The sequence below is a fragment of the Haloterrigena alkaliphila genome (genome assembly GCF_017352155.2).
GTDB classification, from domain to species: domain Archaea; phylum Halobacteriota; class Halobacteria; order Halobacteriales; family Natrialbaceae; genus Haloterrigena; species Haloterrigena alkaliphila.
Window position 1 is genome coordinate 3214012 of record NZ_CP071462.1, and the last position, 21957, is coordinate 3235968.

Genomic DNA, 21957 nt, shown 5'->3' on the forward strand with positions numbered 1-21957 from the left:
CGTTTGATCCCATAGGCGATGGGCGAGTCGTACTACGAGATCCTCGAGGTCGATGCGGACGCGACCCGCGAAGAGATTCAGGCGGCCTACCGGGAGCGCGTCCTCGAGACCCACCCGGATCACAACGACGCGCCCGACGCCGCCGAGCAGTTCAAACGGGTCTCGACGGCGCGGTCGGTGCTGGCCGACGGCACCGAACGGGCCCGCTACGACCGGCTCGGCCACGAGGCTTACGCCCGTCTCGCCGACCGAACGGCCGCAGCCGACGAGTCGGGGACCGACGACTCCAGCGAGCAAGGACGTGCAACCGACTCGAGCGACGACGCGAACGACCGCACCACGGGATCGAAATACGACAGGGAGACGGCCGGCTCGAGTACGACCGGTTCGAAGACGGCGAGTTCCAGCGCGACCGACTCGAGTACTGCCGGCTCGAGGCGGAATGAGCGATCCAAAAGCCACCACGCCCGACAGCGCCGCCGCCGGCAACGGGCCCGCAAGCACGCCCGGACCACCCACTCGTTCGGTGGCGAGACCGGACCGACTGGGAATCACACGGGGACCACGGCGACGACGACGGGCGACCGCGACGATTCGGCCTCGGAGTTCCGGTACGCCGTCCACGACTGGACGGACGACGTCACCCTCGAGTGGGAGGGGGAGTCGATCACCCACACGACGGCGGTGACGATCGGCTGCCTCTGGCTGCTCTACCCGGTCTTCGTCGGGGCGAGTCTCACGTCGGCGTTTCCCCTCGCCGTCAACGTCGTCGTCGCCGCGTGTACGCTGGGACTCGTCGGGTACGTGCTCACGAAACCCCGGATCGCGGCCGCGCTGTTCGGCTCCTGGAGCGTGCTGTTCCCGCTCGGAATCGACGCGACGGCCGCGCTCGAGGCGTACTCGATCTCCGGGTTGCTCGCGCTCGGGTTCGCCTGGATTCCTTTCGGCTACGCGATCGTACTCTGGTGGGCGCTTCGTCCGTGATCGCGCGTTGCCATCTGCGTGATCTGTCCTGGACTGCTGCCGTCGACGGATAGCAGATCGGTCAGCAACGTCGAACGGTTACTGATGTATTAGCGTCGGAAGACCCCGCTAACTGGAATCGGACGTTCTTCGTGACTTGAAGCGGTGATAGATTTGCTGTAACGTCAGTCGTGGTGAGGACACAATGTCACCGTATTTCAATATGTGATAAGTTACCTATTGTTCTTTAGATCCATCTCGTGAGTTCGCGCGTATGGAGCGTCGAAAACTCCTCGGAAGTATCGCAGCTGCGGCAGTGGGATCGGCGGTACCAGCATCAGCGTCAGCAGGCCCGAAGAAGGGCGGAAACAGACCGAGTCCACCATCGCACTCGAATTCGAAACGGAACTCGGACATCCTTCCCACCGGCATCGACCGAATCGAGGAGACGTTCTACAACCAGATCGAACGGGAACTCCATCACGGCGCACAGCTCGCGGTCTACCACAAGGACGAACTCGTCCTGAATATCGCTGGTGGGACGACCGGGCCCGACGGTGCGGCGGAGACGACTGATACCCGCCACGTCCTCTTTTCGACGACGAAACCCTACACGGCGGGAACGGTCCATCATCTCGTCGACGAGGGGCTCGTCGACTACGACGACTACGTCGTGGACCACTGGCCGGAATTCGGTCGTAACGACGAACGAAAGGAGGACGTGACGATCCGCCACGTCCTCTCACATCAGTCCGGACTCCATTCGATCCCAGCCATCGACGACAATCCCGAGGTCTGGGGCGACCCCGACGAGAAGGAGCGGCTCGTCGAGGAGGCCACGTTAGCGTACGAACCCGGCACGCGCACCGACTATCATCTCCTGAGCTACGGGTGGATTATCGACGGGCTCACCCGGAACGTCGTCGGAAAGCAGATCGACGAGATCGCGGCGGAGGCGATCTTCGATCCGCTCGGCATGGACGACACGAGTATCGGCATCGAGAACGCCGATGCGGTCGACGTTTCGACACTGGTCGGTTTCGAACCGTACCACCAGATCACCGATCCCGAATCCCCGGGATACACGGCTTACGTCGCCGCGCTCTTCAATAGGGACGACGTTCAGGAGAGCGTCGTCGGTGCTGCGACCGGGATCGGGACTGCACGCGACCTCGCCCGATACTACAACTGCCTGCTGAACAACGGGGAAGACGTCTTCAGTAACCAGGTGACTCGCGCCTTCACGTCTGTCGAGGTGGAACAGGAAGACGATGGCGAATACACCCGACGCGGTCTCGGTGTCCGATTCGGTGGTAGCCCGGGTGACAGCTTCGGGGTGACTGCCTCCCACGGTGTCTACGGCCACGGCGGGCTCGGCAGTATCATGACGTGGGCCGATCCTGACAACGACATCGCGTTCGCGTACGTCACCAACGGAATTCGTGACGGCTACGAACACAGTCAACGCGTCGCTCGCCTCGGCGACACGGTCCGTCACGAACTATCGTAGCAACGGACGTCGGTTGCACTTCTTTTACCACCGGTACGCCAGCGGTATCGGCAGATCCGTGTGTACGCTTGATCGCAGTGGTAACGCTTCCGGCTGAGTATCGAAACGAGCCGTCTCAGTCCGATCGATCGCGTTCCGATCGGTTCGCCGCTATTCGCCCCCGTCGCGGATCCCGTCGCGAACTCGCTCCTCGAGCGCGTCCCGCCGCCGATGACTCGCTTCCGAGTCGAAGTCGACGGCCAGCACCTGCGTCCCCGCGCGCTCGAGCGAGTCGCGATAGGCGTCCGCGAAGTCGGCGGGCGCGACGCGCTCGAATTCGAGATTGTGAAACTCCGCGAGGGACTCGAACTCGAGGCCGTGGGGCGTCTTGAACTGATCGGTAAACGGCGGCTCGAACCCTTCGATCGGGAGTTTGTGGAAGATGCCGCCGCCGTCGTTGTCCAGCAGGACGATGGTGGCGTCGACGCCGCAGCGGTCGACCGCGAGCAGGCCGTTGGAGTCGTGGAAGAAGGCCAGATCCCCGGTGACGAGCACCAGCGGCTCGTCCGTCGCGCTCCCGGCGCCCAGCGCCGTGCTCGCGATGCCGTCGATGCCGCTGGCGCCGCGGTTCGCCAGCACCGTCAAGTCTGCCGCGCGGGGCCGAGCAAACCGATCCGCGTCCCGGATCGGCATGCTATTCGAGACGAACACGGTCGCCGGGTCGGGCGCGTGCGTGAAGACGTCGGCGAGGATCGCCCCCTCGAACGGTTCGGACTCGAGCGTGTCGGCCTCGAGCGCCTCGTCGCGGATCTCCCAGTGGCGGCGTTCGGCGTCGTCGAACGCGGCCAGCCACTCGGCTTCGGTTTCGCCGCCGGTCGAATTCGCGCCCGCTTCGGCCTCGAGTCGCTCGCGCAGCCCTTCGAAGACGTCGCCGGGTGCGGCCGCGAACAGGTCCGTCGCGGTGAACGTCGCCTCACGCCAGCCGCCCGCAGGGTCGAGCAAGAACTGGAGGGCGTCGGCGTCGCGCAGGGCGTGGCGCAGCGGTTTCGAGGTCGGCGACGCGCCGACGCGGACGACGACGTCCGGCTCCGGGAGTTCGTCGACGTAGGCGTCGTAGCCGCCGTAGACCGGGCCGTCCCCGGGATCGTCGCCGAGGTGGGGACCAAACCGCAGCCCCGAGAGCGGATCCGCGAGGATCGGTGCGCCGACGCGCTCGGCGACGGCCACGACGGCCGCGGGCTCGAGTTCAGTCAGATCGGCCGGATCGGCCGGTCCGGCGACGATCAGGGGCCGACCGGCGTCCTCGAGCGCCCGGACGAGCGGTCGGTACTGGTCGTTCGCCAGCGTCCGCTCGCCCGCCGCGGTCTCGACGAACGCGCCGTCGCGTCCGCGCCCCGCGAGGGTCTCGGCGAACGAGTCGGGGTCGGCGTCGGGGACCTCGAGCGGCTCGAGGGGCTTGCGAAACGGGCAGTTCAGGTGGGCCGGCCCGGGCTCGACGCCCGTCGTCTCGGCCAGCGCCCGCGCCGCCGTCGTCCGGAGGCTCCGCACCTTGCGCTCGTCGGCCTCGGGATCCGGTAGTTCCGCGTACCAGCGGACCGCATCGCCGTAGAGTTTGACCTGATCGATCGTCTGGTTCGCGCCGCTGTCTCGGAGTTCGTGGGGTCGATCGGCGGTGAGCACGAGCAGCGGGACGCGCGCCCGGTCGGCCTCCATCACCGCGGGGTGGAAGTTCGCCGCCGCCGTTCCGGAGGTACAGACCAGCGCCGTCGGCTCGCCGGTCCGTCGCGCGCGTCCGAGCGCGAAGAAGGCCGCCGAGCGCTCGTCGAGGTGAGAGTAGACGTCGATTCCCTCGTGTTCGGCGAACGCGACCGTCAGCGGCGTCGAGCGACTCCCCGGCGAGATACAGACGGCCTCGAGGCCCCCCTTCGAAAGTTCGTCGACCAGCACGCGGCCCCAGAGCGTCGCGCGGTTGGGCGCGCTCATCGCCCCCCCAGTTCGTCGAGGATCGGTCGGAACTTCAGCTGTACCTCGTCCCACTCCTCGTCTGGGTCGCTGTCGGCGACGATGCCGCTGCCCGCGAAGAGCGTGACCGTCTCGTCGGTCGCGATTCCCGAGCGGAGACCGACCGCGAACTCGCCGTCGCCGACGGCGTCGAACCAGCCGATCGGCGCCGCGTACCAGCCCCGGTCGAACGTTTCGGCGTCGCGAATCGTCTCCCAGGCCGCCGCGGGCGGCACGCCGCCGACGGCGGGCGTCGGATGCAGCGCCTCGACGAGTTCGAGGACGTGTCGGTCCCCCTCGAGGGTCGCCTCGATCGGCGTCTGGAGGTGCTGTATGTTCGCCAGCCGTCGGATCGTCCGGTCGTCGACGGTGAGGTCGCGCGCGAACGGCTCGAGTTGCGCTCGGATCGCCTCGGCGACGAGGCCGTGTTCCCGGCGCACCTTGTCGCTGTCACGCATCTCGTCGGCGTAGGCCTCGTCCGCTTCGGGCGTCTCGCCGCGGGGGACCGAGCCCGCCAGCGCCTCCGTTTCGACGCGTGTGCCGCGTTTCGCGACGAGGCGCTCGGGCGGTGCCCCGAAGAACGTCCGGCCGGTCTCGTGACCGATCAGGAACCGGTAACAGTTCGGATACCGCCGGCGCAGCCGCTCGAGCGTCTCCGGGACGTCGACCGATCCGTCGAGGTCGACCGACAGCGACTGGGCGAGAACGACCTTGGTGAGGTCGCCGCGATCGATTCGCTCGAGGGCGGTCTCGACCTGTTCGGTCCAGTCCTCGCGGGACGTGGTCCGCCGAGTCGAGGCGACGCCGGGCCCGGTCCCGCTGGGTCGCATCGTCGGCAGGTCCGCGAGGCGGTCGTCCCAGCGCCCGAGGCGGTCGGCGGCCGCGTCTTCGTCGTCGGCGACGGCCGTCAGCCAGGTCCCCTCGTCGTGTCGGACGACCAAGATCTGCGGAACGACGAACGCGGCCGCGTCGAACCCGGCCCAGAGCGCCCCCGATTCGTGGCCGTCGTGAAACGAAAATCCGCCGAACGCTCGCGGACGGGCGACGCGCGGGCCGTCGTGTTCGAGGCCGTCGAACGCGCGCGCCGCACGCGTCCGAATTCGATCGAAACGCCCGGGGCCACTGGCGGTGAGGCGAGCGGCGACGCCCCGTCCGACGACCTCGAGTCCGTCCGGCGTCGCCCACAGCACCCGCGAGTCGGCGGCCGTATCAACGACCGCGCCGAACGAGACGTCCTCGAGTTCGCGACTGGTACTGACGAGGGCGGTCGAGCCGTCGGCTGGGGAGTCGGCGTCACCCGCGAGTCGACGCTCACCCGACGATCCATCCATCGACGGCAGTTGGGGACCGCCACGCCTTCAGCCTAACTATCCCGGCCGCCCCCGCCGGTGCCCGTCGCCGGGTTCCAGTCCCAGCCTGTCGACCCGCTCGCTAGCTGTACCGTTCCTCTTCCCACGGGTTCGCCGTCTGCGAGTAGCCGCGTTTCTCCCAGTAGCCCCGCTCGGGTTCGGTGAGGAACTCGACGCCGTCGACCCACTTCGCCCCCTTGTAGGCGTACTTGTGGGGCGTGACCACCCGCAGCGGACCGCCGTGGTCCTCCGGCAGGGGCTCGCCGTCGTACTCCCACGCGAACAGCACTTCTTCGCGCATGCAGTCCTCGAGAGGGAGGTCGGTGGTGTAGCCGTCGAGCGCGGAGAACATCACGTGGACGACGTCGTCGTGCACGCCCGCGCGTTCCGCGAGTTCCGGGAACGGGACGCCCGTGAACGCGCAGTCGAACTTGCTCCAGCCGGTGACGCAGTGGAAGTCCTGTCGCTGGGTCTCGCCGGGCAGGTCGCGGAACTCGTCCCACGTGAACGAGAGTTCCTGGTCGACGGCCCCGGTGACGGTAAACTCCCACGTCTCCGGGTCCCAGTCGGGCGTCCCGCTCTTCGAGAGCACGGGAAACGCGGAGGTTTCGCGTTGCCCCGGCGGCAGTCGGTCGTCGTCGAACTCCAGATAGAGGTCCGTGACGTCGGTGGCGTCGTCGGTCATACGCGTTCGTTCGTGCCGACGGACGTAGATGTGACGCCTGCCGCCGGGGTCTCGCCGGCGCCGGTCGTCCTGCACGCGGCCGTGTGACTCGCACTCACCGGCTCGAGTGACACGACTCTCGACGAGTAAGCACGTATTTCCGGGACGGGGCGGCGACTGGAACGGTCCGTAATAGTCGAGCCGACGTCACAATTCAGGGGCTTCCTCGCGAAACCCTCGCCATCCCTTAGTACGGTCTCGGCGTCGTGTTCTGTGTATGGCGAGCAAACAGCAAATTGCAGAACGAGAAGTCTCTGGACAGGCAGCAGAAGAAGTCGGCGAACAGGCGATGGGGCCCGCGTTCATCGCGTCGGCCGCGTCAGTCGGGCTGTCGCTGTACTACTTCTTCATGCGAGGAGAGCGCCAGCTCGGCGCGTTCATCGGGCTCTGGCCGCCGACGATCCTCGCGTTCGCGAGCTACTTCAACCAGCGGAAGATGCGACAGCAACTCGAGACGCTGACCCAGCCGGGGACGACGCTCAAGAACGCGTTCGACTCCATGATGGGGAACCGCTGACGACGGCGAGCCGAACCGACACCGATCCGTCAAATCGGCTACTGAATCGTGATATCGACTACCGAGCCGTGACCGACGGTCACCGTTCGACGACCGATTGCAGCCACTTTTTCGCGGAGTCCCGGACTCGAGTCACCGAGAGCTCCGGCTAACCGGCAAAAGCTCCGGCTAACCGGCCAGTACACCCGCACGATCGACGCCGACGGGCAGCGTCCAGTAACCGGAGTGTCGAGTCCCCGTCAAACCTAAATACCCCCTCGCCGAAAGCCGAATCAGATGCCGAAAGTAGAGATCACCATACCGGAGCACCTCGAGATGCAGATCGCCCAGATGGTCGAACGCGGCGAGTTCGTCAACCGCGAGGAGGCGATCGAGGATCTCCTCTCGACGGGAATCAAGGCCTACAAAACGAGCGGGCCGATGGACGAAGAGGAAGGGACGACCGGGGGGACCGGCCTCGAAGACGATGGCATGATGGGTCACGACGACGAGTACGTCTTCTAACTTCGTCTCTTCTCGCACACGGCCCTAGAAGCCCACCGTTAGCAGCGGGACTCCGAAGGCGACGGCCGAACCGATCACCATCACGAGCAGACCGATCCCGACCTCGCGGCCGCCGTAGTCGCTCATCGGTGCGGTCGTCCGCTCGGCCTCGAGATCGTGACCGACGTCGGCGCCCGTGTCCTCCTCCGCCGTCTGGTCCGTGTCGTCCGTCATACTCGCGTGTAGCCGACTCGCCACCTTAAAGACACCTCTCTCGAGGCGTGACTGCGCGGCTCGGCCGCCGACTCGCGGACGTCGCTCGCGGGTCTGGACGAACGACAGCCGACGAACGCCTCTCGAGGGACCGATGGGGACCACTTTACTATCCCGGGTGCCAAGGGTCGCACAACGACCACATGCTGACCAAGCGAATCATCCCGTGTATCGACGTGGACTTGGACGAGGACGGGAACCCGGCCGTGTACACCGGCGTGCACTTCGAGGATCTCAAGTACACCGGCGATCCGGTCGAGATGGCCAAGGCGTACAACGAGTCCGGCGCCGACGAGTTCGTCTTCCTCGACATCACCGCCTCGGCGGAGGGCCGCGAGACCATGCTCGACGTCGTCGAGCGCGTCGCCGACGAGGTCTTCATTCCCCTCACCGTCGGCGGCGGCATCCGCACCACCGACGACATCAAGGAGACGCTGCGCGCCGGCGCGGACAAGGTCTCGATCACGACGGGGGCGCTCGAGCGACCCGAACTGATCAACGACGGCGCGAAAGCCTTCGGCAGCCAGTGTATCGTCATCAGCGTCGACGCTAAGCGCCGCTACGACGAGCAGGGGGAACACTACGTCGAGGTCGACGGTGAGTCCTGCTGGTTCGAGTGTACGAAGAAGGGCGGCCGCGAGGGGACCGGGATCGACGTCCTCGAGTGGGCCAAAGAGGCCGAGTCGCGGGGCGCCGGCGAACTGTTCGTCAACTCCATCGACAGGGACGGCACCAAGGACGGCTACGACCTTCCGCTGACGGAGGCCGTCTGCGAAACCGTCGACACGCCCGTCATCGCCTCCTCGGGCTGTGGCGGGCCCGAGGACATGTACGACGTGTTCACGAAAGCGGGCGCCGACGCCGGCCTCGCGGCCTCGATCTTCCACTTCGACGAGTACTCGATCGCGGAGACGAAGGAGTATCTGGACGAGCGGGGCGTTCCCGTCCGGCTCTGAACTGCGAGCGAACACGTTCGTCGGCTCTAACCCGGTTCACAGTCGGTCGAACGCCACGGATCGTTCCGCCCATCAGTACGTTTATATCAGTACAGTTGTGCGTTACAGTCAGTGAAGTGGCGATGCACGTGGTGTGGCAAACCACACGCGGAAAACGACCCGCCCTGTGACAACTGCGGGCACAACGCCTTCGAGGAGGCGATCGTTCGCGAGGGCGAAGGAAGCGAGGGCGACCCGACGGCCGACACCGGCGCGACCGAGACGGGAACCGTCGACACCGGCACCACCTACGTTTGGCGCTGTCAGGAGTGCGGCCGCGATCACGTCAAGTACAACCCGCCGTGCTCGCGGTGTGGCAATCACGCCCTCGAGAAGACCGAACAGAGCTACGACGACGTCGAGCGCGATCTGGAGCCCTCGAGTTGGCTCGAGGTGGCCAAACCCTACTCGCCGATTCTCCTCGTCTTCGGCCTGTTCGTCGCGCTATTCGCGACCGGAATCGTCTCGCCGTCGATCATCCCCGGAGTCGGACAGCCGTCGCCACCGGACGCGCCCGGCGAGGGGTCCCAGATCGCCGGCATCGACCTCGAGGCGACCGAACTGGAGATCCACGATCGCCTCGAGGACGTCCGTGACGGTGACCGTTCCTACGACGAGAACGGGCTCGCAGCGTACGCGGAATACAGGAATCGCGCGTACCTGGCGGCCAGAGACGGCGGCGAGAGCCCGGAGGCGGTGATGCCGAGCGACTTCGGCGCCGACTGCCGAAACGACGGGGACGTCAACGAGGTCCTCGTGTCGTACACGGTGCCGATCGAAACGTTCGACGACGAACGCGAACTCGCTGACGCCCTCACCGAGAGCCTCGTCGACGACGTCCACCAGATGACGGCTGCCGGATTCGCCAGCGAGGGTCTCGACCTCCGGTTCGTCGACGGAGAACTCTACGTCTTCTACGCGACCTGCTAGGTGCGATCGGTTCACGCCGTACCACGGGCCCAGGAGTGCTGTGGCGCGCGTGGTCGGCGCAGTCTGGGCAGTACGGTGTCGTGAAGAGCCGCCGAATACCTCCCTCTCACCGTACAGAACGGAATTTTTGTCGAACGAGCGAGGACTCGAGTCCCCGAACGAAAAACGGTTTTCGCAGCCGTTAGGCGGCCGCTTCGAACGCGTCGCGGAACGACGTCGCCTTCTCGCGGACGGTGACCGCGGCGTCCTCGAGCGCCTCGAGGGGGTCGACGCCGCCCTCGGTCTTGATCGTGAGGATCGGTTCGGTCTGGCCGCCCGACTGTTCGGGGTTGACGTCGTAGGTGGCCGCGCTGACGTCCTCGTGCTCGAGCAGGGCGCCCTTGAGGACGTTCATGAAGGTGTGATCCTCGCCGGCGATCTCGATCGAGAGTTCGTCCTCGCTGCTCTCGGTGACCCGCAGTTCCATGTCACCTACTCCGGCCGTCGGCCGCTTGTACCTTTCTGTTCGGCCTCGTCGCGGGACGCTCGGGCGGGGACCGTGGGCACGACGATCGCGCCGACCGCTGCTCTGGCGATGACGGTGCGACGACTGCGCCACATCGCGAGAACGGAAATCCATAAACGGTCGCGCTCGAACCACAGGGATATGCTTTCGCGCACGACCCTCCTGACGGTCGTCCTGCCGCTGGTGGTGGTGGCGACCCTGCTCGGCTCCGTGGCCGTCGTCAGGCGGCTCCACAGACCGAGTCGGCGGTGGGGCGATATCGTCCGATCGCGGCTCGTGATGGGCGTCCCGTGGGGGTCGCTGCTCGTGATGGGGTTCGTGTTCTGCGTCTACCTGTTCGTCCAGGACGGCATCACCAACTTCGAGAACCCGGTCGTCATCCCCTTCCGGGCGTACTCGTACTTCTACCCGACGGGGATGCTGGCGGCGCCGTTCTCCCACGCCGGTTCGGGCCACCTCATCGGCAACCTCTCCGGCGCTACGGTCGTCGCCCCGATCGTCGAGTACGCCTGGGGCCACTACCCGGAGGGGCGCGGCGAGGGATCGTTCTCGTCGTGGCACGCGAACCCCTGGGTCCGCGCGCTGGTGATCTTCCCACTGGCCGTCCTCGCGATCGGCGTCCTCTCGAGTCTCTTCGCGCTCGGGCCCGTAATCGGCTTCTCGGGGGTCGTCTTCGCCTTCGCCGCGTTCGCGCTCGTTCACTACCCGATCGTCACCCTCGTCGGCCTCCTCGGGGTCCAGAGCGTTCTCCTGACGCTGTACCGAGCACTACAGGTCCCGATCGGGGTCTACGTCGCCCGGCCGCGGCCGCCGTCGGCCCCCTCCTGGGCCGGAATCGCCATCCAGGGGCACGCGCTGGGCTTCTTCCTGGGGCTCGTGCTCGGCGTCGCCGTGCTCCGCCGGCGGAACCGCCGCCCCGACGCCGTCCGAATCTGGCTGGCGATCCTGCTCTTCGGCTTCGTACAGGGGCTGTGGCAGATCTACTGGTTCGCCGACGAGAACGTCTACGTCCTCTTTCAGGGGCCCGGCGTTCTCGTCGTCACCGCGCTCGCCCTCGTCGTCACGGTCGCGATCGCGGGCTCCGACCGCTCGCTCGTCCCGGAGCGCCTCGAGCGCCGCCTTCCGTTGGTCGGCCGATCCGCCGACTCGCCGGTCGGTCGCCCCCTCGAGATGGCCGGCGACGGCGATGATCGTACCGTCGGGGCCCGCCTCGAGCGGATCGGCGAACTCGCGTCGGGCGCGGTCGATCGCCGCTCGCGGCTGTCGGCCGTGACCCCGCGGCGGACGGCCACGATGCTCGTCCTGCTGGTCTTCGCGATCGTCGCGGGGATGGCGATTCCGGTCAACTTCTTCGTCTACGAGGACGCCGCGTCGTCGTCCGAGACGGCCGTCGAGGTCGAGGATTACACCATCGAGTACGCCGAGGGCGTCGAGAACGAACTCACCTCGCCGGTGCAGGTCGGTCCGTTCGCCGAGGCGTTCTCCGTCGAGTCCAGCGGCGTGATCGTCACCAGCGATCGGCGACACGTCTGGTCCGAGGTGGTCCCGGCCCACAGTCTGGCCTTCACCGGCGAGGCGGAGATCGCGGTCGGCGGCCCCGGCTGGCGCGAGACCGTCCACGTCGAGCGAACCGGCTGGGAACCGGTCGGCAACGACACCGTCTATCAGGTCGAGATCTGGGCCGACGGCGAGGCGCCCCAACTCGCCCACGAGTCCAACGCCTCGCAGGCCGACGTCCGGATCGCCGGACGGAACGTGACCGTCGCCTCTCAGGACGGCGAGTTCGTCCTCGAGGTCGAGTCGCCGGGCGCCGACGAGGTCGACACGGCCCCGCTCCCGAGTCCCGACGAGCCGACGACCGCAGCGGGAGTCACCTTCGAGCGCGAGGACGACACGGTCTACGCGACCGCGGAGGGAACGCAAGTCGCCGTCGCGAGCGAGGAGACGTACAACTGAATCGAGCACCGTTCTCGGTGCGACGGACCGCGACGCCGACCGAACCCTCACTCGTGTAGTTAGTGAACGAGACAGTCAGACGTATATTGACGTTTCGGCGGGCGGCTTCCGGCGCTCGTCGGTGTATTCGTCCGTTTTTCTGATCGTCGGCTGTGAATTATAGTTCCGATTGGGAAACAGTTCAAACGCGAACGAAGAATCGGTTAAGGGCTACATGGTGGCGGGAAGCCGGAGAGAAACAATACCCCGCAGCGTCGTCGATTCGACCGAGTTAACCTTGGGACCGATGAGCAACAACGCACTGCGGGAGACGGCCGGCCGGGACGAGCACGCGAGTACCGACGCCGAATCGACGACGGCTGTTCGTCTCGCTGGCGTCACCCACGAGTACGGCTCCGGCGGTCGTCGCTCGAGCGACGATCGGACGGTGACGGCGCTTCGAGACGTCACGTTCGACGTGCAGACGGGGGAGATCGTCGGCCTCGAGGGACCGAGCGGGAGCGGCAAGTCAACGATCCTGCACGCGGTCAGCGGGCTGCTGGTGCCGAGCGAGGGCTCCGTCGAACTCCTCGGGACGGATCTCACGAACGGATCGGAGCGCGAACGGACGCGCCTGCGCCGGAACCACGTCGGCATCGTCTTCCAGCGGTTCCACCTCTTGCCGTCGCTGTCGGCCCGAGCGAACGTCGCGCTCCCGCTCGTGCAGGCCGGGGTCGACCGGTCGACCCGTCGGAACCGCGCGGAATCGCTCCTCGAGCAGGTCGGACTCGGCGATCGAATCGATCACCTGCCGGGCGAACTCAGCGGCGGCGAGCGCCAGCGCGTCGCCATCGCGCGAGCGCTGGTGACCGATCCGGACGTCATCGTCGCCGACGAGCCGACGGGTGAACTGGACACGGCGACGGGCGCGGACGTGCTCGGCCTCCTGACGGATATCGGTCGGGATCGAGCGCTGCTGGTCGCCTCCCACGACCACTCGACGCTCGGCGTCGCGGATCGGGTCGTGACGCTCCGGGACGGCCGGGTGGTCGACCGTGGGGAATGACGAGTTCGATCCGGCCTCGGCGGGCGACCGCCGGGGGCGCTGGCGCGGGCTGATCGGCGTCTCGGTCACCAGACTCTGGAAGCGGGCGACGGGGACGCGCTCCCGGCGCATCGCGGCGACGGTCGCCGCCGTCGCGCTGACGATCGCGCTGCTGATCGTCGTGACCGGCGTCGCGCTGGGGCTGGCGGATGGCGGCGTCGTCGACGACGACGATGCCGACGTTCGGATCACGCCGGAGGACGATTCCCTGTCGGCCGTCGACGGGGTGGAGGGGCCGCGACTCGGGGCGACCAACGAGCGCGCCGACCGGATCCGCACTCGAGAGGGCGTCGCGCACGCGTCGCCGGCCCTCGTCGAACCGGTTCGCCTCGAGTCGGCCGACGGGGGCGAGGCGCGGACCGTCCTGTTCGTCGGCGTCGTCCCGGACGACGAATCGCGGACGGTCAGCGGCCTCTCGACGGCGTCGCTCGAGCCGGGCGACCCTCACTACGCCGACGGCGCCTACGACGGCCCGCGACGCGGCGAGGTGGTCCTCTCGCGGGCCGCCGCGGATCGACTCGCGGCCGAGGACGGGGACGAACTCGCGGTCACCGGGCCACAGATACCCGAGGGGATGCCGGCGCCGACGGTGACGGTGACCGCGGTCGAGGACGCGGGCGACGACGAGACGCCGGTCGCGCTCGTCCACCTGAGCGAACTCCAGACGCTGGCCGGCGCCGACGACGGTCAACTCGCCGATCGGATGCTGGTGTGGGGCGAGCGCGACGCCGCGCAGGCGGCCGCCACCGACGCCTATCCCGAGGCGTCGATAACCGCCGTCGAGCGGACCAACCCGTCGGCGCTGTTCGACGACGGGCTGGCGTTCGTGACGAGCCTGCTCGCGCTGGTCGTCGGCGTGGTCATCTGCGCGTCGTTCGTCGCGACGACGACGGGGATGACCGTCAACGAGGACCGGCGAACCCTCGCCGTGCTCGAGTCGATCGGCTTCTCGACGAGCAGCCGCCTCGCCATCGTCGCCGTCTCCACGCTGCTCACGACGTTGTTCGGCGCGCTCGTGGGCATCGTACTCGGTGCGGTCGGGATCTACGCGGTCAACGAGGTGGCCGCCGCGACCGTGGCGCCGGGCGCCGTCGCGCAACTCCACCCGGCGTTCGTCCCCTACGCAATCATCGTCGCGCTCGTCTCCGGACTGGTCGCGACGCCCTACCCGCTCCTGGTCGCCGCTCGAACGTCCGTCCTCGAGGAGGTGGGACGATGAGCCGTCGAACGGTGGTCCGGATCAGGGCGCTGTTCGGGCTGGCGTTCGCCCAGTTACGCCGGTCTCCGGGCAGAACCGCCCTCACCGTCCTCGCCGTGACGCTGGCCGTGCTCTCGGTGACGCTGCTCGCGAGTCTGGGCGTCGGTGTCGTCGAGACCGGGCAGGACGGCCTCGAGAACGCCGGGCGAGACATCTGGGTCTCGAGCGATCCGATCGATCCCTCGGCCAGCGGGACGGAGAACCCGATCGTCGGCGCCCACGGCGTCGCGGCGGAGATGGCCGCCCGCGACGACGTCAGTTCCGCGGCGCCCATCGCATTGCAGGAGGTCTACGTCGCGTCGGAGTCGGGCGAGATCGAACGGACGGCGGCCGTCGGGGTCCACGAAACGCACGACGGATTCGGCTTCGAGGCCGGCCGCGGCTTCGAGACCGAGATGAACCACTCCGGCGGCACCGCCTCACTCGCCGACCGGCCGACCGAGCCGACGACCGAGGAGGTCGTCCTGGAGCCGGACACCGCCGCGGAGCTGGGCGTCTCCGTCGGCGACACGGTCACCGTCGGTACCAGCCGCGAGACGGTCGACGACCACGAGTTCACCGTCGTCGGGATCGCGTCGTACTACTCGCAGTTCCTCGGGACGGACGTCGAGACGATTCCGCTGACCGATCTTCAGGCGGTCGCCGGCACGACCGGCTCCGACCGGGCGACGTTCGTCACCGCCAGCGTCGCAGACGGCGCCGATCCGGCGGTCGTCGCGGACGACCTCGACGAGGAGTATCCGAGCTACGACGTCCGCACCAGCGACGAGCAGGTCGGCGCGATGGTCGAGGAACGGCCCCTCGTCCTGGCCAGCGGCGCGACCCTGGTGGGGCTGGCCGTCGTGGGCGGCATCGTCCTGACGATCAACCTGTTCGCGCTCGTGGCCTACCAGCAGCGGGACGAACTCGCGGCGCTCCGGGCGATCGGACTGTCGCGGTGGGTCCTCGCGGGAATCATCGGCGTGCAGGGCCTACTCATCGGGATCGTCGGCGGCCTCGTCGGACTCGCCGCGACGCCGGCGCTCGCGACCGGCCTCAACCGCCTCGCGGGGTCGGTCGCCGGCTTCGACTCGCTGTTGCGGACGCCGACGGAAGTCTACGTCGCCGGCCTCGCGCTGGCGATATTCGTCGGGACGGTCGTCGCCGTCGTCACCGGCTGGCGGGCCGGTCGCTACGCGCGACTCCAGCACCTCGAGGGGTAGATTACTCCCGGAGCCACTCGATCCGGAACACCTCGGCCTCGAGCGTCGCTTCGGACTCGGTGTGGAACTCGAACCGGTTGGCGATCGGGAACTCGGCGCGGAACGCGTGGGTCACCTCGCCGCCCTCGTCGGCCGCGAACGACTCGACGAATTCCTGGCTCCCCTCGTTGTGAATCGTGTAGGAGACGTCCGCGAGCGAGCGCGCCGTCTCGAGGAACCGCCGATCGGCGTGGCGGTTGTCGCGCTGGGCGCCGAAGGGCGGGTTCGAGAGGACGGTCACGGGGGCGTTAGGGGGCGATAACGGCGGATCAGTGGCGTCGCCCCGCACCCACTCGAGGGGGCCGTGTTTCCCCGCCTCGTCGATTCGGTCGGCGTTGCGGCGGGCCTGTGTGAGCGCGTCGGCGTCGACGTCGACGCCGACGACCCGCTCGGCGCCCACCAGCGAGGCCGCGATGGCGAGCATTCCGGTCCCCGTCCCGAGGTCGACGACCCAGCCATCGAGGTCGTCCTGCAGGCGCGCCTCGTGGCAGACGTGGGCGGCGATCTCCGGCGGGGTGAGATACTGCTCGAGTGCGAGGGAGGGGTCGGCAAAATCGGCGAGCGCTTCGAGCGCTCGAGCGAGGGTGCGACGCGACGGGCCGGTCATACCGCCGCGTTAGTGCTCGAGCGTGATAGGTCCCGCGAGTTCGAGTTCGAGCCCCTCCCGTTCGGCGCGTTCGGCGCAGGCGGCCAGGGCGGGGCGGACCTTCTCGGAATCGGCGACGTCGTCGATCTCGACCGTGACGGTTCCGACGCCGAGGAACGAACCGGCCCGGACGTAGCCGCGCACGCGGTCGATCTCATCCTGCGTGGCGAGCGAGCAGTCCTCGTCGAAACAGGCGTCGACGGCCAGGCCGGCGGGAACCAGTCCGTCGTCGGTCAGTTCGCGCTTGAGATCGCGGAGGTACTCCGGCGCAGTCGACTCGAGGGCCTCGGCCTCGAGGGTGACGGGGGTGGCGTCCGCGGGTCGGCAGTTCTCGATCGGCGACTCGAGTTCGGGTGGCGATGACGTACTCATTGCCAGTGCATACATGAGTTGCATACAAAAGTCTTTGTAAATGTTCAGTAGTAATACGGCGCCCGCGGAGACGGCCCCGACGGCGACGTCGCTCGCGGAAAGAGTACGGTTTCATGATAATTTCGAATAGAGTTAAGGAGAGCCCGTGTGAGAGAGTCAGATATGAGCTGTCCACGGTGCCAGGGGTCGCTCGAGGAACTCTCGCTGGGCGACGTCTCCACGGTGACGTGTCCGCACTGTGGCTTCGCGGACGTCCCCGTCGAACACGTCCAGGAGGAAGAGGAGCCGGAATCCTGGCGCGACGCGTTCAATCGATTCTACGAGCACTGAGACGAAGCGGGCGGTACCGGCGCCCGGTCGGGCGGCGACCTGACGTCGTCACTCGGGGTTCGTGCGCCCGAAAGAGAGAAAGTCGGCGACGTTACTCTTCTGCGGCGGCCGCTTCGGCTTCTTCCTCGTCGTGGTCGACGTCCTCGTCGGAGCGGGCGGCCACGAGGCCACCGCGTGCGACGCTGTAGAGGGGTTCGTTCGCGTGGGAGACGCCGCTGATCGAGAACGGAATGTTCGCGTCCTCGAGGTGGTCGCGGAACAGCGCCTCGAAGCCGCTGGGGCTCGAGGTCCCGCCGGTGACGACGACGGGCACGTCGAGTCCTTCCTCGACGTCCTCCTCGTCGACTTCCTTGACGATGTTCTCGATGACGTAGTCGAGCAGGTTCTCGTAGTAGATCGAGAGCGCGCCCTCGACGCCGCCGACGTCCGTCGTGAAGTCGAGTTCGAAGTCGTCCTCCTTGATGGAGGTGACCTTGTCGACGGGCGTGCCCGTCGCGCGGGCGGCCTGCTCGTCGACCCAGTCGCCACCGCGGGCGACGGAGAACTTCATGACGGGCACCGCGTAGTAGGCCAGGCAGACGTTCGTCATGCCGGCGCCGAAACTGATGCCCAGTCCGGTGAAGTTGTTGTCCGCGAGTTCGCTGTAGATGACGGACATCCCTTCGTTGATCGGTTCGGAGTCGTATCCCATGTCGTCGAGGAACGACTCGATCGTCTTCTGGTGGTACAGCGTCGAGAGATCCGAGTCGATCGGATCAGCCGGCGAGGAGAAGTAGAGCTTCTCGTCCGGATACGCGGGTTCGCCGACGACCTGTTCGATGATGAGCTTCATCATCGGGATCGCGCTCTTCTCGTCGTTCGAGAGGATCCCGTGTTTCATCGGTCGGCGGGTCTCCTTGTTGAAGATGTTCGCGAAGTTCAGGGCGTCGTCGCCGACGACGTACACCTTGTCGTCCTTCCTGATGTGAAGGACTTCGCTCCGGGAGAGCATCTGCTCGGCCATATCCGAGTACTCGATTTCCACGAAGGAGTTACGCTGCTGCACGAATACCGTGTCGTTCCCATCCTGCTGTGCAGACAGGATGTTCATCGTTCCAACGTCTAGGCCTTTCGCCATAGTTGGGCAAGGCGGCCGATGGATTATAAATCTATGTGAATTGCTTACATCTCAAGCTACGCGATAATAATAATATATTAACGCCGAGTACCGGAGGATTACTCGCGGCGGAGGAGTTGACGGAACCGTTCCAGCAGTCCGGACAATCCACCGTCATCGTCGGCGGTCGCCAACTCTTCAGCGCGCTGTTGCTCGCGCAGTTCCTTCAGTTTCGCCGTCTGATTGTCGACCGTCGCGCTCGAGGTCGTCTTCTTCGTCTCGCCGCCTTTCAGTCCCTTGAGGCCGGCGACCTGCGCGTCGACGCCCGTCGAACGGGTCGTCTTCGTGCCCGCGTCGGAGTCGACCGAGACTTCCTCAAAATCGTCATTGGAGAAGTTGAGGCGCTTGTGCTCGGTCTTCTGGACGCCGCCCCAGGAGAGTTCGACGTCCTCCATCGCCTCGTCGATGTCGCTGCGGACGTCGGCGTCGGTGACGTCGTCCGCCTCGTCTTCCTCGCCGACCTCGACCGCCTCGACGCGCTTCGCCATGTCGAGGTAGTGTGCGATCAACGCGGCGCCCGTCGAGGCCGTGATACCGGCGAGTCCGACGGCGTAGACCGCGACGATCTGGGCCGTGTAGTCGGCGCCGTAGCCGTTCCAGTCGTCGGGATAGGCGTAGAGGAAGCCGCCGACCGCGACGGCCGTGATCGCGACGCCGGCGAGCGACGTGTACAGGACGCGACCGTCGGAGGGAAGCAGGACTACGATTCCCAGCATCAGGAGGGGAAGCGCGATCATCACGATCCCGTACGCGGGCTCGGCCCACGTGATGTGACCCGCGCTCCGGGCTTCGAACGTGCTACTCCACATGAAGAGCAACAGCGCGATGATCGCGAGGCCGATGCCGCCGAGGAACAGACCGAAGCCGACGTAGACGTCGGTCCGATCCTCCGGTTCGCCGATGTACCGACGGTAGAGGTCGAAGAGATAGCCGTCTGGAGACTGTTCCGCTGACATTAGCACCCCGTTTACACTCCAGTACTATGACTGTTGGGTCAGGTGACTCGTGGTCGGCAGGAGACGCCGAAACTAGCAGGAGGCGACTCACCGCTATTTACGATCGAAACCGCCCTCGAGAGCATCGAATTCGGCGCTTCGCGACAGCGTGCAGTATATACGTCCGTGGCCGTTAGGACGGCCAATGAGTCAGGAGTCGGAGTACACCGAGGGGGACCTCCGGAACACCGGAATGCAGCTCAAGCACGATCGGGAGTGGGACTACGAACTCGAGCAGATCGTCGACGCGATCGAGGAGCGCGACGCGAAGACGGTCGGCCTGCAGTTCCCCGAGGGGCTGAAACGGCGCGGTCCGGCCGTGGCCGACGACCTCCGGGAACTGACCGGCGACGACGTGACGTTCATGCTCTCGGGTCAGCCGTGTTACGGCGCCTGCGATCTGGACACCTATCTGATGAAGCGGACCGACGTGTTCGTTCACTTCGGCCACTCGCCGATGAAGGACACGGACAAGGTGATCTACGTCCCGCTGTTCTCGAACGTCGAGGTCGCGCCGATCATGGAGGAGGCCCTCGACACCCTCGAGCCACCCGAAGAGACCGACGACATCGGCCTCGTGACGACCGCCCAGCACATGAACCGCTACGAGGAGATGCGCGAGTTCCTCGAAGAGCGTGGCTACGACGTCCACAGCCGTCGCGGCGACGAACGGCTGACCCACGAGGGGCAGGTGCTCGGCTGTAACTACGCGAGCGCGGACGTGCCCGCGGAGCAGGTCCTCTACGTCGGCGGCGGCAAGTTCCACCCCCTGGGCCTGGCGATGGAGTACCCCGAGAAACACGTCGTCATCGCCGACCCGGTCAACAACGTCGTCACCGTCGCCGACACGGAGAAGTTCATGAAGCAGCGCTACGGCGCGGTCCACCGCGCGATGGACGCCGAGAAGTGGGGCGTCATCTTCTGTACCAAGATCGGGCAGGGTCGCTGGGAACAGGCTCAGGAAATCCTCGAGGACAACGACGACGCGTATCTCATCACGATGGACGAGGTGACCCCGGATCGCCTGCGCAACTTCGACATGGACGCCTTCGTCAACACCGGCTGTCCGCGGATCACCACCGACGACGGCCCGCAGTTCCACAAGCCGATGCTGACGCCCGGGGAGTACGAAATCGCTATCGGCAACAAGTCCCTGGACGAACTCTCCTTCGACACGTTCCACGGCACCTGGTAGGTCGAATCGGAGGGTCGGTCGACGCTGTGGCGGACCGGTAACCGTTGGCGTCGCAGTTCTGGCCGATCGGACACCGCTGTAAGGTGACCACAACCCGTTCGAAACGCGGATCGTATCAGTAGACGGAACGGTATCTCGGAGACTACTCATTCTAATGATATCGAAATACCTCGCTATCTCTTAGACATATTTTCCAATTTTTTAGTGAAATTCAGGATTTTGTAAGCAATCACTCGCTGATTCCAACACAGTTTGGAACAGTACTTTTGCCCCATCCGCACCGACCAGTAGTCGATGAGTAATCCAGCCGTCAGCCGACGAACATCGGACTCTCGGGACGCCATCTTCGGCGCGCTCGCCGACGAGCAACGCCGCGAAATCCTCCGCATCGTCCGCGAACGCTCGCCGAGTCGGATCGATAAAAGCGACCTTGCCTACGAACTCGCCGCGGTAATCGGCGACAAACGGCTCGCAGACGTGACCGACGACGAATATCGGCGCGCGCTCGTCGACTGTCAGCACCGATCGCTGCCCGCCCTGATCGATGCCGGCCTCCTCGCGGGGACCGACGACGACGCAGTCGTCGCGACCGATCACTGGGCGTTCGACGACTCCGAACTCGCCACCGTTCTCGACGGTCGAACCGACGCCCGCGAGGGTGACCTCGACGCGCTGTTCGATTCGCTCGCCGACGCGCGACGCCGAACGATCCTCACCGTACTCGGGAATCAATACCACGCGATTTCGACGGAGACGCTCGCGCGAGACGTCGCGGCTCGAGAGTCGGGAACGGCCGAGCGGGACGTCTCCCAGGACCGACTCGAGCGCGTCCACTCCTCGCTCGTTCACAGCCACCTGCCGCGCCTGCGTGACGCCGGCCTCGTCGGCTACGACGCGGACGCCGGCAGCGTCTCCTACGAGGGTCACCCGATGCTGCGTACCGAGTGGCTCGAGGACGGCGCGGACGACCCGTCGTCGGACGCCGATGACTCCGACGTGACGGCCGAGACCGACGTTCGAACGCTGCAGGGTCGAGAGACCATCATCACGACCGGCCAGTCGCTCTGCGAGCGGGCGGAGGACGAACTGTTCATGATGTTCACGACCACGGGGCTGCTCGAGGAGGGCTGTTTCCGTCGGATCGAGGACGCCCTCGACCGCGGCGTCGACGTCTATCTGGGCTCGAGCGATCCGCGCGTGCGCGAACTCGTTCGGGAACGGACGCCCGACGTCGTCCTCTGGGAGCCACAGCAGGACTGGCTCAACCTGCCGCCGAACGGGGAGTCGATCGGTCGACTCGTGTTCGCGGACCGTGAGGCCGTGATGCTGGGAACCTTCGGACCGCCGGCCGGAAACGAGGAGACGGTCGAAACGGCGATCGTCGGCGACGGACCGGACAACGGGCTCGTCACCCTCATGCGACAGCTGCTGGGATCCAGACTCGATCGGTTGGACGAGCAGACGGAACTCGCGCAAGCGGAACTCCCGCTGTAAC

Annotated in this window: 22 protein-coding genes; 13 read left to right on the plus strand and 9 right to left on the minus strand. The window is 66.7% G+C overall.

Features of this window, described 5'->3' with window-relative positions; all coding sequences use genetic code 11:
* Positions 1–18 precede the first annotated feature (18 nt).
* The gene (locus tag J0X25_RS34540; RefSeq protein WP_207288414.1) at positions 19–984 is read left to right on the plus strand and encodes a J domain-containing protein; all 966 of its coding nucleotides are present in this window, start codon (positions 19–21) and stop codon (positions 982–984) included.
* A 253-nt stretch (positions 985–1237) separates the two neighbouring features.
* On the plus strand, positions 1238–2473 hold the full coding sequence (locus J0X25_RS34545; RefSeq protein ID WP_207288415.1) for a serine hydrolase domain-containing protein: 1236 nt from the start codon (positions 1238–1240) through the stop codon (positions 2471–2473).
* 150 nt (positions 2474–2623) lie between these two features.
* On the opposite strand, the gene menD is transcribed toward J0X25_RS34545, so the two are convergent.
* From menD to J0X25_RS34560, 3 genes are all read right to left on the minus strand, one after another.
* Entirely contained in the window at positions 2624–4435 is a 1812-nt protein-coding gene (gene menD / locus J0X25_RS34550; RefSeq protein ID WP_207288416.1) for a 2-succinyl-5-enolpyruvyl-6-hydroxy-3-cyclohexene-1-carboxylic-acid synthase, read from the minus strand.
* The gene (locus tag J0X25_RS34555; protein ID WP_207288417.1) at positions 4432–5784 is read right to left on the minus strand and encodes an isochorismate synthase; all 1353 of its coding nucleotides are present in this window, start codon (positions 5782–5784) and stop codon (positions 4432–4434) included. Before J0X25_RS34555 ends, menD begins: the two co-directional genes overlap by 4 nt.
* Before the next feature lie 100 nt (positions 5785–5884).
* Positions 5885–6487 carry a sulfite oxidase-like oxidoreductase gene (locus J0X25_RS34560; protein ID WP_207288418.1) on the minus strand — a complete coding sequence of 201 codons (603 nt, stop codon included), beginning with the start codon at positions 6485–6487 and terminating at the stop codon, positions 5885–5887.
* A gap of 256 nt (positions 6488–6743) precedes the next feature.
* On the opposite strand from J0X25_RS34560, the gene J0X25_RS34565 reads away from it, so the two are divergent.
* Both J0X25_RS34565 and J0X25_RS34570 read left to right on the plus strand, forming a co-directional pair.
* Entirely contained in the window at positions 6744–7043 is a 300-nt protein-coding gene (locus J0X25_RS34565; RefSeq protein WP_207288419.1) for a hypothetical protein, read from the plus strand.
* Positions 7044–7319: 276 nt separating this feature from the next.
* Positions 7320–7547 (plus strand): ribbon-helix-helix domain-containing protein, encoded by a 228-nt coding sequence (locus J0X25_RS34570; protein WP_121742944.1) that lies wholly within the window; start codon positions 7320–7322, stop codon positions 7545–7547.
* A 24-nt stretch (positions 7548–7571) separates the two neighbouring features.
* Here the strand turns inward: J0X25_RS34570 and J0X25_RS34575 are convergent, their stop codons facing one another.
* Entirely contained in the window at positions 7572–7760 is a 189-nt protein-coding gene (locus J0X25_RS34575; RefSeq protein ID WP_207288420.1) for a DUF7550 family protein, read from the minus strand.
* A 182-nt stretch (positions 7761–7942) separates the two neighbouring features.
* On the opposite strand from J0X25_RS34575, the gene hisF reads away from it, so the two are divergent.
* Together hisF and J0X25_RS34585 are read left to right on the plus strand one after the other, a co-directional pair.
* Positions 7943–8755 (plus strand): imidazole glycerol phosphate synthase subunit HisF, encoded by an 813-nt coding sequence (gene hisF / locus J0X25_RS34580; protein WP_207288421.1) that lies wholly within the window; start codon positions 7943–7945, stop codon positions 8753–8755.
* Positions 8756–8866: 111 nt separating this feature from the next.
* Positions 8867–9724 carry a hypothetical protein gene (locus J0X25_RS34585; RefSeq protein WP_207288422.1) on the plus strand — a complete coding sequence of 286 codons (858 nt, stop codon included), beginning with the start codon at positions 8867–8869 and terminating at the stop codon, positions 9722–9724.
* Positions 9725–9905: 181 nt separating this feature from the next.
* Here J0X25_RS34585 and J0X25_RS34590 read toward each other — a convergent pair whose 3' ends face one another.
* On the minus strand, positions 9906–10190 hold the full coding sequence (locus J0X25_RS34590; protein WP_207288423.1) for a DNA-directed RNA polymerase subunit L: 285 nt from the start codon (positions 10188–10190) through the stop codon (positions 9906–9908).
* 180 nt (positions 10191–10370) lie between these two features.
* Between J0X25_RS34590 and J0X25_RS34595 the strand changes: the two genes are divergently transcribed.
* The 4 genes from J0X25_RS34595 (at position 10371) to J0X25_RS34610 (ending at position 15729) form a co-directional block, all read left to right on the plus strand.
* Positions 10371–12185 carry a rhomboid family intramembrane serine protease gene (locus J0X25_RS34595; RefSeq protein ID WP_207288424.1) on the plus strand — a complete coding sequence of 605 codons (1815 nt, stop codon included), beginning with the start codon at positions 10371–10373 and terminating at the stop codon, positions 12183–12185.
* 286 nt (positions 12186–12471) lie between these two features.
* On the plus strand, positions 12472–13230 hold the full coding sequence (locus J0X25_RS34600) for an ABC transporter ATP-binding protein (RefSeq protein ID WP_207288425.1): 759 nt from the start codon (positions 12472–12474) through the stop codon (positions 13228–13230).
* On the plus strand, positions 13220–14488 hold the full coding sequence (locus J0X25_RS34605) for an ABC transporter permease (protein ID WP_207288426.1): 1269 nt from the start codon (positions 13220–13222) through the stop codon (positions 14486–14488). The genes J0X25_RS34600 and J0X25_RS34605 overlap by 11 nt, the downstream gene beginning before the upstream one ends.
* Positions 14485–15729, plus strand: coding sequence for an ABC transporter permease (locus J0X25_RS34610; RefSeq protein ID WP_207288427.1), 1245 nt, complete (start codon positions 14485–14487; stop codon positions 15727–15729). Before J0X25_RS34605 ends, J0X25_RS34610 begins: the two co-directional genes overlap by 4 nt.
* 1 nt (position 15730) lies before the next feature.
* On the opposite strand, the gene J0X25_RS34615 is transcribed toward J0X25_RS34610, so the two are convergent.
* Positions 15731–16375, minus strand: coding sequence for an METTL5 family protein (locus J0X25_RS34615; RefSeq protein ID WP_207288428.1), 645 nt, complete (start codon positions 16373–16375; stop codon positions 15731–15733).
* A gap of 9 nt (positions 16376–16384) precedes the next feature.
* Positions 16385–16786 carry a DUF7961 family protein gene (locus J0X25_RS34620; RefSeq protein WP_207288429.1) on the minus strand — a complete coding sequence of 134 codons (402 nt, stop codon included), beginning with the start codon at positions 16784–16786 and terminating at the stop codon, positions 16385–16387.
* Between the two features lie 162 nt (positions 16787–16948).
* Here J0X25_RS34620 and J0X25_RS34625 point away from each other — a divergent pair, with 162 nt between their 5' ends.
* A complete protein-coding gene (locus J0X25_RS34625) occupies positions 16949–17116 on the plus strand; it encodes a zf-TFIIB domain-containing protein (protein ID WP_207288430.1) in 168 nt (55 codons plus the stop codon).
* 91 nt (positions 17117–17207) lie between these two features.
* Here the strand turns inward: J0X25_RS34625 and J0X25_RS34630 are convergent, their stop codons facing one another.
* Positions 17208–18233 carry a disk-shape morphogenesis protein volactin gene (locus tag J0X25_RS34630; RefSeq protein ID WP_207288431.1) on the minus strand — a complete coding sequence of 342 codons (1026 nt, stop codon included), beginning with the start codon at positions 18231–18233 and terminating at the stop codon, positions 17208–17210.
* Between the two features lie 98 nt (positions 18234–18331).
* Positions 18332–19228: a cell division protein CdpA domain-containing protein gene (locus J0X25_RS34635; protein ID WP_207288432.1), complete on the minus strand. Its 897-nt coding sequence runs from the start codon at positions 19226–19228 to the stop codon at positions 18332–18334.
* 184 nt (positions 19229–19412) lie between these two features.
* Here J0X25_RS34635 and dph2 point away from each other — a divergent pair, with 184 nt between their 5' ends.
* Together dph2 and J0X25_RS34645 are read left to right on the plus strand one after the other, a co-directional pair.
* Positions 19413–20462, plus strand: coding sequence for a diphthamide biosynthesis enzyme Dph2 (gene dph2 / locus J0X25_RS34640; protein ID WP_207288433.1), 1050 nt, complete (start codon positions 19413–19415; stop codon positions 20460–20462).
* A gap of 294 nt (positions 20463–20756) precedes the next feature.
* The gene (locus J0X25_RS34645) at positions 20757–21956 is read left to right on the plus strand and encodes a DUF7344 domain-containing protein (RefSeq protein ID WP_207288434.1); all 1200 of its coding nucleotides are present in this window, start codon (positions 20757–20759) and stop codon (positions 21954–21956) included.
* Position 21957 lies beyond the last annotated feature (1 nt).

Coding starts and splice junctions, on each gene's coding strand:
- J0X25_RS34540 (WP_207288414.1), top strand. CDS start 19: ATGGGCGAGTCGTACTACGAGATCCTCGAGGTCGATGCGGACGCGACC.
- J0X25_RS34545 (WP_207288415.1), top strand. CDS start 1,238: ATGGAGCGTCGAAAACTCCTCGGAAGTATCGCAGCTGCGGCAGTGGGA.
- menD (WP_207288416.1), bottom strand. CDS start 4,435: ATGAGCGCGCCCAACCGCGCGACGCTCTGGGGCCGCGTGCTGGTCGAC.
- J0X25_RS34555 (WP_207288417.1), bottom strand. CDS start 5,784: ATGGATGGATCGTCGGGTGAGCGTCGACTCGCGGGTGACGCCGACTCC.
- J0X25_RS34560 (WP_207288418.1), bottom strand. CDS start 6,487: ATGACCGACGACGCCACCGACGTCACGGACCTCTATCTGGAGTTCGAC.
- J0X25_RS34565 (WP_207288419.1), top strand. CDS start 6,744: ATGGCGAGCAAACAGCAAATTGCAGAACGAGAAGTCTCTGGACAGGCA.
- J0X25_RS34570 (WP_121742944.1), top strand. CDS start 7,320: ATGCCGAAAGTAGAGATCACCATACCGGAGCACCTCGAGATGCAGATC.
- J0X25_RS34575 (WP_207288420.1), bottom strand. CDS start 7,760: ATGACGGACGACACGGACCAGACGGCGGAGGAGGACACGGGCGCCGAC.
- hisF (WP_207288421.1), top strand. CDS start 7,943: ATGCTGACCAAGCGAATCATCCCGTGTATCGACGTGGACTTGGACGAG.
- J0X25_RS34590 (WP_207288423.1), bottom strand. CDS start 10,190: ATGGAACTGCGGGTCACCGAGAGCAGCGAGGACGAACTCTCGATCGAG.
- J0X25_RS34595 (WP_207288424.1), top strand. CDS start 10,371: ATGCTTTCGCGCACGACCCTCCTGACGGTCGTCCTGCCGCTGGTGGTG.
- J0X25_RS34600 (WP_207288425.1), top strand. CDS start 12,472: ATGAGCAACAACGCACTGCGGGAGACGGCCGGCCGGGACGAGCACGCG.
- J0X25_RS34610 (WP_207288427.1), top strand. CDS start 14,485: ATGAGCCGTCGAACGGTGGTCCGGATCAGGGCGCTGTTCGGGCTGGCG.
- J0X25_RS34615 (WP_207288428.1), bottom strand. CDS start 16,375: ATGACCGGCCCGTCGCGTCGCACCCTCGCTCGAGCGCTCGAAGCGCTC.
- J0X25_RS34620 (WP_207288429.1), bottom strand. CDS start 16,786: ATGAGTACGTCATCGCCACCCGAACTCGAGTCGCCGATCGAGAACTGC.
- J0X25_RS34625 (WP_207288430.1), top strand. CDS start 16,949: ATGAGCTGTCCACGGTGCCAGGGGTCGCTCGAGGAACTCTCGCTGGGC.
- J0X25_RS34630 (WP_207288431.1), bottom strand. CDS start 18,233: ATGGCGAAAGGCCTAGACGTTGGAACGATGAACATCCTGTCTGCACAG.
- J0X25_RS34635 (WP_207288432.1), bottom strand. CDS start 19,228: ATGTCAGCGGAACAGTCTCCAGACGGCTATCTCTTCGACCTCTACCGT.
- dph2 (WP_207288433.1), top strand. CDS start 19,413: ATGAGTCAGGAGTCGGAGTACACCGAGGGGGACCTCCGGAACACCGGA.
- J0X25_RS34645 (WP_207288434.1), top strand. CDS start 20,757: ATGAGTAATCCAGCCGTCAGCCGACGAACATCGGACTCTCGGGACGCC.